A 12,655-nucleotide genomic window follows, 5' to 3' on the forward strand; every position below is an offset into this window, starting at 1 on the left:
GGCTTTGATTTTAATATAAACGCAAGAAAAGGAATTTTATTATAACACCATTAAATTGCAACCGCGAATATCGGAATTGTCAAAGCGTCCTAAAACTTCAAAGGAATTATTGGCGTATTTTTTGCCCAAATCCTGAGTAGCAATAAAGGAACACGAATTGATATTGGCCAAGTCAATGACATTCACACCACCGGTTTTGCCATAATCAACATAGGTCAGTGCATCTTCGGGATCGCGAACGAGTATCTGCATCCAAGCCGGACATTCGAAAATACCGTTGCCTAACGAATAGGCCTGCGATAACAATTCAGTCATGCCATATTCAGAATGAATGCTCGAAACACCAAAACCCTGACATAAGATTTCATGCAATTCCTCGCGGATGATTTCTTTGCGTTTGCCTTTCATCCCGCCGGTTTCCATAATGATGGTGTTTTTCAACTGAAAATTTTGCTGCTCAATTAAATCCAATAAAGCATAAGTTACACCAATCAGGATTACATTTTGGCCGGAATTGTCCAATTCAATCAGTTTCGAAATTAGCTCGTCATAATTGCGCAGGTAAAAGCCGCTGTGCTCGTTGTTTGACAATTCGATTAAATCCTTTACCATATAAATTAAGGATGAACCGCTGCGTTCTAAATAGGATGGAAGCAGGGCCAAAACGGCATAGTCTTCAATATTTCCATAGAATTCAGAGAAAGCCAGTCGATAACTTTGTTCGTATAACGAAACATCGGTAACCAAATGTTTGCTAGTAATCATTCCGGTGGTTCCGCTGCTTGTAAATGTTTCCTGAATCGGATTAGAATTGGAAACGACATTATGGCTTTTGAAAAACTGTATTGGTAGAAACGGAATTTGCTGTAATGATTTTACTTTTTGGACATCAATATTAAGAAAATCACAAAACTCACGATAGACCAAATTGTTTTCGTATTGGAAACGAAAAACCTTCAGCGCTATTTTTTCAAATTGCTTTTGGGAAGAAATCGTGAATATGTCTTGTGAATCAATCAAGAAGTAAATTTTTGGCAAAAGTAAGGAAAATAGAAAAGCCCTAACTTTTGTCAGGGCTTTTTAGATGAAGTAACTGCAAAGCGGTCCTATTTTTTAAATTCCACCAAGAAAACACCAAAACAGTTGGGCGTCTTTTCCGCTTGGTTTTTAAAATCGGTCAATTTGCCTTTTGGCGTATCGAAACCAGCAGTCCCTAAGTTTATTATAAGTTGATTATTGGAAATCCTGCCTGAAACAGGTTTTGGATTAGACAGGTTTTCAATATCCTTGAGTATGTAATGGGTTCCATCTGGGATGTTAATACCATGATCGCCGAAGTTTACGGTGACCATCGGGTTAATTAGAGGCTTTTCGTTGTCACCGCCCCAGCCATTATCATTGGGTGGACTTAATAAGACCAATTTGTATTGGTTGGGTTTGTAGGTGTTTTTAGTGATTTTTAATACATTGGGCGGATTGTCCAACCATGGACCGTTTGCACTCTTGGTTCTTATTGGATTGTTGGCCAAAAGAAAGAAACGGGAATGGCTGTTGGAATCAATGCCAAAAGTCTCGGCCCAGCTTATAAATTGCGGATCAAATGGTTTTGAAAAAGTTTCTTTGGGATGATTGTATATATAATAATCTGTTATGACCTTTTGGCCGACAGGTTTGCAGACTGTTCCGTTAAAAGAATAGTTTTGGTGTTCCATTCTAAATATGGGATGGATATTGGGAGGTTTACAAAAACTTCCGTTTCGGGTAAAATAGATGTTGTCTGAAAATTGCCAATTTGTTGGGTTAATTTTGCCGGTCAGTTTATTGCGCTCATCAACAATAATAAATCTCCCTAAGGCCATATTATTTTGAAAAACAATCTGATTGATGTTTTTAAAGTTGATAAAATTATTCCTGCCGGAAATAAAGTTGTTTTTCACTATGATGTGATGGGAACCAATTCCGGGATCTTTGAGGTTTGGTGGGCAGCTTTGGGGGAACTCATTGCCAATCAAGAGAGAGCAGGCTTCGCCACCGGATTCTTTCTGAGTGTAATTTGTGTTATGGTATAGTGTGTTGTTGATAATGTTGATGTTATGTATGACACTTTCCCCATTGCTTGAGCCGTTAGAGACATTGATGTTGTTATCGCCGGGTGAAGCGGCTGAATGATGTGGAGAGCCATTGTTAAATACGGTGTTGTCATCTAGTGTTATGTTTTTGACAGGAGCTTTTCCTGTTGAATAACACTGAAATCCATCGTGGAAATTGTTAAATACGATGTTATTTTTGAATACTCTGTATTTGTCGCTTTCATTTTGGACATAAAGCCCGGGACCATGACCTCTTTTGTCTTTGCGGGGCGTTAGGTAGCCATTGTTGTAAATAATGCATCCGTAAACAAATGTCCCGCCAACTTCCTTCCAACTGCCCATTCCTTTTCCCGGATTGTCATGGATGATCAAATTGATAAATTCGCAATCTTCACCTGATGTATGTTCGATTCCGCCACAAAGAGCATAATTGGGTGTCGTATCAGATCTTATGACCTTGCTATAGGTGACTTCAAAATCTTTGAAGATTACATTTCCGCCCAGCACTTTTAAAACCTGATTGTTATTTGAGTTTGAAGATTTGGTATTCAGAATATTTCCATCCAATATTGCCCACTCTCCCGGCCAAGAGGCGATGGTTATTTTGGCAATAGCTTTTCCGGAAAGTTTGCTGACAAACCTTCCTGTATAACGGCCTCCTTTCAACCATAAAATGTCACCCGGTAATATCACATCAGTTAAGTTAAGTGCTGCGTTTAAATTAAAAGGATTGGTGACAGTTCCGCCTAACGCTTTTGTGTTGACTGCCTTACCGTTTGGGGAAGCGAACCATTCCTTTGCACTAGAATAGGAAGAGATGAATAACATGAGTACAACACAATATGCTGAAAGTGATTGCTGTTTTTTTGTCGATATTTTATACTTTTTCATAGTTATTAGTTATTATCCAACAATTTCCTGTAAGCAATTATAGTTCCAATTTAACTTTGAGCTCATTAATTGTTCTGAATTTTGATAAAGTTACAGATGAAAAAAGCCCCAAATCATTAGATTCAGGGCTCTTTTTATAATGTGGTTATTTTCATAACCTATATCGAAAATTGGATTATTTAATCACTAATTTTCTGGTTGCAGTTTTACCTTCTTCAGTAATTTTAACTACATAAACGCCACCTCTAAGGTTGCTTACGTTGATTGCATTGTCTGAAGTTACAGTGTTTAAAACTTGTTTTCCTAATACATCATAAACAGTAACTGTTCTTTCAGTATTAGCAGCAGTTTCAATGTATAAAGTTCCGTTAACAACAGGGTTTGGATATACTTTCAATCCAGAAATGTTGTTTTGGCTAGTGCCTAAAGTACCATTGGTAACTTGTGCCCAGGTAGTTCCGATTCTAAGCTCATCAACACTCATACTTGGTGTTTCAGTAGCGCTATCCTGTCTCAAAATAAAGTTTGAGATGCCTGTTAAATCAGTGCCGGTATGAGTATCTGTAATTGTGGCAGCTGGCTGTGCACCATCTACTGTAGGGTTTATCCAAAGGCTAACAGTATCGTCTGAAGCATCAGGACCAAATGTATATCCAACAACAACAAAATAAGTTGTTCCGGTTACTAAAGCAGTAGTGTCATAAGTCGTATTTGCAGCATTAGCAGTTCTAACTTCTATTCCAAGATTGAAAACACCATCATCAACTCTTTTTGACCATAATGTTGCACCAAAAGTAGTAGAGCTTGAACCCAATGTTGCAAAATAACCACCATTAGCATCAGTAACACCAGCCATTGAATTAACATTCATTATAAAAGAATAGTATACAGTTCCTGTAGTTGTTGGAGTAAATGGAGTTGAACATTCCATACCATCAGCACCAAAAATTGCATAACCGGTTGTACTAGGAGATAAACCTGGGTAAGCCGGAGTTAAAAGGCCACCTGCAACAATAATATTGTCTCCGGTGTTAACATTTGACCATTGTTGGCTTTGACCTAAATTACTAGCTTCAGCATAGGCAAATGGCTCATAATAAGGCAATAAACTAATTGGTTTACATTCTGGAGCAGTTACAGTTTTTGTAAGCCCACAAGCACCGCTAACGGTTAAAGTAACGTTTGTTCCTTCAGTAACTCCTGAAATAGTAATGCTTCCTGATTCAGTGGTTGAAGGATTATCACCACCGATTGTACCGGCATTGGTTGATAAATTGTATGCTCCTGAATTTCCTCCTGTAAATGGAATGCTTACACTGTATGTGTCAAGGTTTAAGGTAACAGCATCACAAGCAGCTGTTTCAGATCCTAATGATAAAGGACAACCTGCTGCTCCGAACCAAGTTGTGTATACTTTGATTTCATCAAGAGTAATATTTTGAGTGGCAACATATTGTCTTAAATATACACCTGCAATTGAAGCGACACCTGACGCAGAAGTAGTGTGTTCCGGAGTTCCGGCAGCAGCTTCTGTTGCAGGAACACCCGCAGATTTAACCCAGATGCTTGCAGCACCTGTTGCAGAAACATCGTATTTTACAATGATTAGATAAGTAGTGTTTAAATCAAAATCTGTTGGTGCAGCAGCAAATGAAGCTGTACCTGTATTTGAAATACCAAAATTAATTTTTCCTGCATTTGCTGATGGCTTAACAAATATTCTGGCAGCGAAATTTGTTCCTGTTCCTAAATGTGTGAAATATCCAGCATCACCAGAAGCAACATTTACTAAGAACGAATAATATAATGTTCCTGAAGTAACTGGCGCAGCGAATGATTTGTTAACATCTTCACCGGTATTATCTAGTCTTGCAGCGTTATTGGCAGCAGTATTGTAACCTGGATAACTCAATCCGTTTGAAGCACCAACATCAATAAAGTTAGTAGTACCACTATGAGCAACCCATCCGTTTGCTGTAAGCAACGAGTTGTCTGCATAGTTGAAATCATCAGTTAAAACCTGTCCGAATGACAAAGTGGTAACTGCAAAAAATAATAAAGAGTAAATTTTTTTCATTTTTTTAAATTTAATTAGCCTACAAATATAATGACAATATTTGTTCGCTGAAAAAAAGAATGTAAAAAAATGATTAAATAAAGATTAAAAAAACCTAAGAATAACTATCTGACAATTAGTTTTCTAGTGGTGGTAGTTTCTCCTTCGGTGATTTTGATAATATAAACTCCCGGTGGAATTGTAGTAATGTTTAACTCTTTGGAAGAGATTGTAGTTTGTAATACTTTTTTACCCAAGACATCAAAAATAAGTATCTCTTTATCAAGAGAAGTTTTTGAAGTAATATAGATTTTTCCGTTACTAACAGGGTTTGGGTAGAAACCAAGAGTTTCCCCTTGTTGCTTCCCGTCCTGTGCCAAAGACACAAACGTAAACAATAAGAAGAGAGAAGCAGTTAAAAAGTAGTTTCTTTTCATGACTCTAATTTGGTTATAACAAAGATATAAAAAATATTTCAAATACTGTACCAAAAAAAAACATCCCGAAAAATTAATTCCGGGATGCTCTTTTTATATGGTATTGATTATTGCAAACCTACAGTCCAGTTGGCGGCCCATGTTGGAGCTGAAGCACCATTTCCGGCTCCTGTTGCAGCACCTACAGTTGCAACAGCAGTTACATCAGCAGTTGTTGCCGCAGTTGTTTTACCCTTTGTACTAGTGGTAATATCTGTAAAAAGTACATTATTCACTTTTAAGGCAGTTCCAACAAAAGCAATAGTTTCATCGTGTTCTACATCAACACCGGTTTTCCAACCTGTCAAAACAACATTTGTAAAGATTCCTTTTGTTCCTCTTCTACATTTCAAAGCTTGATTTTCTGCGTAAACCACAGCATCAGCAGTACTTCCGGGACCAACTAATGTAAGGTTGGTGATTGAAGGGTTAGAAATTGGAGTATTGGTAAATCCAAATTCATAGTTGTCAGCTTCAATGCCTCTGTTTCCTTTTCCGAAAGCTTCTTTACCGTACCAGTTAGTGTTAGTTCCATTCCAACCTTCTGTCCAGTCAAATTGATCATCTTCATTTCCGTAAGAAACCAAGTTTGAGGTGTTTACAGTTCCACCGAAGAACTCAAATCCATCGTCGGCACCATGATAACATTGTACATATTCAAATGTAGTTCCTGAACCTACACCAAATAAAGAAACACCGTTAAATTCTTTTACTGCGCTAAAGTTAGCACCGGTATACTCAATTCTTAAATATCTGATTGAACCTGAACTGTCATTAGAAATTGTTCCTCCATAAGTTAAATCGGCAACTTCAGATTGAGCAGTAGATGTCCCACCTGAAACAGTATTGATAGGAGCTCTTCCACACAAAACTAATCCACCCCAATCCGCTGGAGCCTGAACAGCATTACCACTTGTCATTACCACAGGTTCTGAAGCAGTTCCGTTTACGAAAATTTTTCCTCCTTGTGCTACTGCAATGTAAGCACCAGTTCCACCTGTTGCATGAATTTCAGTTCCGGCAGGAATTGTTAAAGTTGCTCCGTCTGCAATAATCAACGCTCCCGTTAAGTTGTAAATTGTGTTTGCATTTAAAATTACTTCTCCATCAGCAATAGTTCCTTTGAAATCATTAGGATTTACTTCAAATGTAGAAGAAGGTCCGTTGTCATCAGATGATGAACATCCCGTTAATAAGCTTGCTGTTAAAGCAAAAATTCCAAATACTTTTAAGATTGATTTTTTCATTTTTATTGAGTTGTTTTTGTTTTTATTAATTTGAGACAAATTTGCAGCTGTTGTGTTGTTTAAAAGTTAAGTCAATATGATTGTTAGATTATTAAAAGTCAATCAAATATTAATTTAATGTTTCCTATGTTAATTGAACTTTTTACTAAACAAAAAAGAGTAGCAATTGCTACTCTTTTTGATATTTTTTAGAATTGATAATTTATTCCAAGACTTACGGTGATGCCTTTCTTATAAGACAATACATTTACATCGCCCGAACCATTTTCCTGAACCCTTTTGATTGCCGGGTCCAAAAGGTTTTTGGCAATGAATCCAAGACCTAAGTTTTTGTTGAATTTTAATTTGGTTACAAAATCCAGTGAACCAAATGCTTTGTCTACCTGATTTCCTCTTCCGTTGGTTCCGATAGAATATACACGGTCAGAGAAACGGGTGTAAGCAATCGTTGAAGTAAGGTTGCTTTCTTTGTTGTTCCATTCTTTTAAGAAAGAGATGTCAGCATTCAACAATAAGTCTGAAGCACCGGTTAGTTTACTGTCATCTTCGGTAAAATCAACATTGTAATCGGTTTCCTTGATTACTTTTTCAGAGCTTAATTCCTGGTTGCTGTATAAATAAGAAGCATTGATTCCGGCAGATAGTTTATTGGTGTTGTTTTCATCAAAGTTGAAAAGCAATTTTCGGTATTCTACTTCTGCACCGGCAACATAACCAAAGTCTCCTGTATTTACATAAGAAATGTCATTAGTTGAAGAAACAATGGTTACTTCATTGATAGGATTTTGAATATATTTTCCAAAAGCGGTAACCGAAATTACTTCTTCACTTTTTGGGAACATTTCCCATTTTAAATCAATATTGTAATCATCCGATTCATATAAGTAAGGATTTCCGATTTTGGTTTCGTTTACTTCTTCATAAATAAACAAAGCTCTTTCTTTGAATTGTGGTAAAGTATAGGTTTTGCTAAATCCGAAACGCAGATTTTGTTTTTCGTTTAATTCATATTTCATGGTTAAACTTGGCAAAAAGGCAATTTTGTCTAACTCATCATCACCTCCGTCAGGGTCTAATGAGGTGTTCCATTCTACTTTTTGCAATAAATATTCGGCTCTTAATCCTAAAACCGCAGTCAATTTATTGAATTTGTATTCAGTGTTCACATAACCACCATTTACAAATAAATCTCCTTTGTAGAATTGAGGTTTTGTAGCATTAGGCGCTTGAGAGTTTCCTCTGAAGGTTGAAATTTCAAAGAAGTCATTAGCGTAATTTTGCTGATTGAAAAACAAATCCAAATTGTTGATGTCAACAACATCAGCGGCGTGAGCTGTATTGGGTTTAAAGTTAAATTGCGTCGCTTCGAAATCCCTGGTTTTGCTTTTTGCGGAATAGCCTACAGTAAGTTTTCCTTTATAATCACCTTCAGCATTTTTGTTGAATTTATAATCAACCGATAAGTTTGCTGCAATTTCAGTTTCGTCCAATTTTTGGAAATAACGGTGATTGTTTGCCGCAGATTGACCTAAAAGAACATAGCCAAAATCGTACTTGTTTAAGGTGTTTTGGGTTCTGTCCGGTTGGTCACCGGTAATGGTGTTATAAGAAACGCCCCAGTTGAATTTTGAACGCTCCGATAACTTGTGGTCACCTAACAATTGGTTAATCCAAAGTGCATTTTTATCGTATTTATTTCTGCGTACAAAACCATTGTTGTCTTCCGCACCATCAACAAAATATCCGGTATATTCTTCTTTGGATAAAGAGGACGTATTGATAAAAACAGAATTGAAATTGATTTTATTACTTGGGTTGATTTTATAAGCTGCATTCAACATTCCGGTAAAGTTGGTGTTGAAGCTTAAGAAAGAAAATTTTTCAAAATCCTTATTCGCAACGCCAGCGCCATTGATGCTTTTGGCACTACCGTCTTTTATTGAGGCGTAATCGTTGCTATAATTGGCCGTTCCAAAAAGGCTCAATTTTCCATCGCTTCCAACATCAAATGATTTTCCACCTGAAAGACCAAACGAACCGGCAACCGGATTTTTGCTTTCTAACTGTAAAGAGCTAAAATTATATTCGGTCAATGAATTCCCCGGAATAGACTTGCTGTCAAATCCAAACGAATTGTATTCTTTTTGTAAAGTAAAATCATCTTCAGCCAATGCATTGGTGTTGATCTTAGAACCGATATCCAATTTTAAAAACCCTTTGCCTTTATAATCTTTAGAAACAATATCAACGTTTCCTCCGGCAAAGTCACCAAATAATTTACTGTTGTATACTTTATCAATCCCAACAGTTTCTACAATATCCGTAGAAAAAATATCCAAACTGATGTTTTTCTTCTCAGGATCATTCGAAGGAATTGGCAAACCATTCATTGTTGTTGAATTGTAACGGTCACCTAAACCACGTACAAATATATTTCCTGAACCTTCCTGTTTGGTGATTCCGGTAGTTTTGGTTACGGCAGTTGCCACATCACTAACTCCTTTTCTTGATAATTCCTGAGCACCAATGCTTTGCTTGATTTCCACAGCATTTTTTTGTTCCAATAACAAAGCGGTTTCTTTTTCACGGCTTACGGTTTTTTGAATCACCACATCCTGTAATTGATAACTTCCTGAGCCCAAAGCTTTATTAATGGTCAATGTTTCTCCTGCTTTTACCTCTATTTTCTCTTCGATGGTTTCATAACCCAAAAAGCTGAATTGGATGGTATAGGTTCCGGCTTCAACAGCAATGGTATATTTTCCGGTTTCGTCTGTAGTCACTCCAATGGAAGTTCCTTTTATTACTACATTGGCAAATGGCAAAGGTTCGTTGTTTAAATCTTTATCCGTTAATGTACCGGTAATAGTTCCTTTGTTTTGGGCAAATCCAATAACGTTTATTAATAAAAAAGTAACAATTAATTTAAGTTTCATTTCTGTCCTGTTTAATTTTGGTGCAAAGAAACCACCGCATTGTAAAGGACGTGTTACTTCATTATTACCATTTTGTTGGCTGAGCATTACCAAATTGTTAACAGATTAAATTACGGTTAACTCAACTTTTAGCGTATGTAATCATTTTGTATTATCTTTACCTTTACGTCCGAAAAAAAGCAATAACGTCAGTTATGAAAAAAAAAGACATCAAGATTTTATTAGTAGATGATGAGCAGGATATCCTGGAAATTGTAGGCTACAACCTGTCACAGGAAGGATACCAAATCGTAACGGCCACCAATGGGAAAGAAGCCATTACCAAAGCCAAAAAAGAGCTGCCACAACTCATCATTATGGATGTAATGATGCCCGAAATGGACGGTATGGAAGCTTGTGAAAACATTCGCAAACTGCCGGAATTGAGCAATGTGATTATCACTTTTTTAACTGCCCGAAGCGAAGATTACTCTCAGGTAGCCGGTTTTGATGCCGGTGCCGATGATTATATTACCAAACCAATCAAGCCAAAATTATTGGTCAGTAAAGTAAAAGCTTTGTTGCGCCGATTGAAAAATGACGAGGCAAATGCAGAAACGCTCAATGTTGGCGGTATAGAAATCAACCGCGAAGAATATAAAATCATCAAGGAAGGAAAAGAAATTGTCCTGCCGCGTAAAGAATTTGAATTGTTTTATTTGTTGGCTTCAAAACCCGGAAAAGTCTTCAAGCGTGAAGAGATTCTCGACAAGGTTTGGGGCAATGAAGTGATTGTCGGCGGAAGAACTATCGACGTTCATATTCGAAAACTTCGCGAAAAAATTGGCGAAGACTTATTCAAAACCATCAAAGGTGTTGGTTACAAATTAGAAGTATAAATGAAGCTAAAATTCAAGAAAACCTATACGTTTGCGATAAAGTCGTCGCTCTATATTACGATTTTTTCCTCCGGATTTCTTGGATTATTGCTTTGGTTTTTTCATGAATTTTCTGTGGCAATCGTCTCAGCCTTTGCCATTTCCATTTTTGTTTTTTCCTTTTTTGTCATTCAGTATCGCGTAGAGAGATTTATTTACCGCAGGGTAAAGAAAATCTATGATGATATTTCCCTTCTGGAATCAACTTCTTTCCGAAACCAACCGATTACGACCGATATGGCAACTTTAACCAGACAGGTGAAAAAGTTTGCTACCGATAAGAAAATGGAAATCGAAACGCTCAAGGTCCGTGAAGAATACCGACGTGAATTCCTGGGCAATGTTTCGCACGAATTAAAAACACCACTTTTTACGGTTCAGGGTTATTTGTCAACGCTGTTGGATGGTGCGATGAATGATAAAAATGTGCGTAAAAAATATTTGGAGCGCGCCGAAAAGGGTGTAGAAAGATTGATTTATATTGTTGAAGATCTGGACATGATTTCCAAACTGGAAACTGGTGATTTGAACCTCGAATTGTCCAGATTCAATATTGTCGAACTGATTCAAAATGTCTTTGATTTGCTTGAAATGAAAGCCGATAAAAAGAATATTATTTTGATGTTCGACCGAAAGTACAGCAAACCCATCAAGGTTTTTGCCGATAAGGAAAAAATTGAGCAGGTCATCACCAATTTGGTGACCAATTCCATTAAATACGGAAAAGAAAACGGAACGACAGAAGTCACTATCGAAGACTTGGTCAATGACAAAATCATTGTGCGTTTCCGAGACAATGGTGAAGGCATCGAAAAACAATACATTCCGCGTTTGTTTGAGCGTTTCTTCAGGGTCGATAAAAGTGGTGCCAGAAGTGAAGGCGGTTCAGGTCTTGGATTGTCAATCGTGAAACATATTATCGAAGCCCACGGCGAAAAAATCTATGTGGAAAGCGAATTCGGAAAAGGTTCCGAATTCTCATTCACCCTGGAAAAGTACAAATAGCTGTTTCCAGTTTATCGGTTCGTTCAATTGCGGTAATCCTTTGTACAACTGAATTTCCAACAAATTTTCTATTCTGAAATCCTCTTGTTTGGCAAAAGGAGCAATGCCGTTTCTTTTGAATCTTTTAGCCAAATACTCCTGTTCAAATTGTCCCGGTGTCGGAATAAAAAAGGCTTTCTTTTCCAGTTTGGCCAAATCCATGACTGTCGTATAACCCGAGCGGCAAAGCACCATCTCACTTTCATTAAATGCGGTTTCAATTTCAGAGGAAGTCATAAAGTTGTAATAGGTTACATTTTTAATAACTTCCTTTTTTTGTTCCGGTTCCACTTTTCCTTTGATGAAAATCACATCGCCGCTATAGTTTTGAAGTTCTTCAGTCAATTTCTCTTCTAACATTGTTCGCTGCGGTTCCGGACCGGAAAGGATAACCATTAATTCGTATTTTGATTCGGCATTCTTTTTCTCCAAACGGCTCAACGGACCAAGGTATTTCAGGGTTAAATGACTGCTTTTCAAATGACCCAATTTACCGGTCAGATTGGGTTTTTCCTTCATGTCGGGAATCCAGCATTCATTAAATTTCCCGATGAAATATTGATGCAGCTTACTCGAAATCCAGGTGGTTTTCCCAGATAAGACATTCAATTGGTGCGTCATAAAAACACTTGGCACTTTTTTGCTGTAAACACCCAGGCGGTTGTCGGAGATAATACCGGCCAGCTCATATTCTTTGACCAGTTTTTTGACCAATTTCTTTTCGTCCAAAATGGCCTGAATCATTTTCGGACTGTTTTTAATCAGTTTCCATTTGAAATCAGCACCATCTTTGGCATATTCAATTTCGTAGGAAGGCAATGCGATTGATTGTAAATGTGGAAATTCCTTTTGTAAAATGCTCAGGGCAACACCATCTGAAGCAAGGACAGGCGTAAAACCATGTTGCTCCAATTTCCTAATGACCGGAATGCAGCGGGTGGCGTGACCTAAACCCCAATTTAAAGGCGCAACGAGTATGTTTTTTGGCATTATTTTTT

At 37.3% G+C, this 12,655-nt stretch carries 9 protein-coding genes; 2 read left to right on the forward strand and 7 right to left on the reverse strand.

The genetic code is table 11. The annotated features are described in order from the left end of the window. Nucleotides 1-39: 39 nt before the first annotated feature. From P1K33_RS09455 to P1K33_RS09480, 6 genes are all read right to left on the reverse strand, one after another. Nucleotides 40-1,020 carry a LuxE/PaaK family acyltransferase gene (locus tag P1K33_RS09455; RefSeq protein WP_284652710.1) on the reverse strand — a complete coding sequence of 327 codons (981 nt, stop codon included), beginning with the start codon at nucleotides 1,018-1,020 and terminating at the stop codon, nucleotides 40-42. 86 nt (nucleotides 1,021-1,106) lie between these two features. Then, nucleotides 1,107-2,981, reverse strand: a complete 1,875-nt coding sequence (locus tag P1K33_RS09460) for a right-handed parallel beta-helix repeat-containing protein (RefSeq protein ID WP_284652711.1) — start codon at nucleotides 2,979-2,981, stop codon at nucleotides 1,107-1,109. 175 nt (nucleotides 2,982-3,156) lie between these two features. Further along, nucleotides 3,157-5,058 (reverse strand): T9SS type A sorting domain-containing protein, encoded by a 1,902-nt coding sequence (locus P1K33_RS09465; RefSeq protein WP_284652712.1) that lies wholly within the window; start codon nucleotides 5,056-5,058, stop codon nucleotides 3,157-3,159. A 104-nt stretch (nucleotides 5,059-5,162) separates the two neighbouring features. Continuing rightward, entirely contained in the window at nucleotides 5,163-5,474 is a 312-nt protein-coding gene (locus P1K33_RS09470) for a T9SS type A sorting domain-containing protein (RefSeq protein ID WP_284652713.1), read from the reverse strand. A gap of 107 nt (nucleotides 5,475-5,581) precedes the next feature. Continuing rightward, nucleotides 5,582-6,760: a beta-helix domain-containing protein gene (locus P1K33_RS09475; RefSeq protein ID WP_284652714.1), complete on the reverse strand. Its 1,179-nt coding sequence runs from the start codon at nucleotides 6,758-6,760 to the stop codon at nucleotides 5,582-5,584. A 188-nt stretch (nucleotides 6,761-6,948) separates the two neighbouring features. Further along, nucleotides 6,949-9,696, reverse strand: a complete 2,748-nt coding sequence (locus tag P1K33_RS09480; protein WP_284652715.1) for a TonB-dependent receptor — start codon at nucleotides 9,694-9,696, stop codon at nucleotides 6,949-6,951. 194 nt (nucleotides 9,697-9,890) lie between these two features. On the opposite strand from P1K33_RS09480, the gene P1K33_RS09485 reads away from it, so the two are divergent. Further along, complete coding sequence (locus tag P1K33_RS09485) at nucleotides 9,891-10,574, forward strand: response regulator transcription factor (protein ID WP_284652716.1); 684 nt, start codon at nucleotides 9,891-9,893, stop codon at nucleotides 10,572-10,574. Continuing rightward, on the forward strand, nucleotides 10,575-11,618 hold the full coding sequence (locus P1K33_RS09490; RefSeq protein WP_284652717.1) for a sensor histidine kinase: 1,044 nt from the start codon (nucleotides 10,575-10,577) through the stop codon (nucleotides 11,616-11,618). Here P1K33_RS09490 and P1K33_RS09495 read toward each other — a convergent pair. Continuing rightward, nucleotides 11,592-12,647 carry a glycosyltransferase gene (locus P1K33_RS09495; protein ID WP_284652718.1) on the reverse strand — a complete coding sequence of 352 codons (1,056 nt, stop codon included), beginning with the start codon at nucleotides 12,645-12,647 and terminating at the stop codon, nucleotides 11,592-11,594. The two genes, P1K33_RS09490 and P1K33_RS09495, sit on opposite strands and share 27 nt — an antisense overlap. Nucleotides 12,648-12,655: the final 8 nt, after the last annotated feature.

Source organism: Flavobacterium terrisoli, assembly GCF_030167905.1.
GTDB classification, from domain to species: Bacteria; Bacteroidota; Bacteroidia; order Flavobacteriales; family Flavobacteriaceae; genus Flavobacterium; species Flavobacterium terrisoli.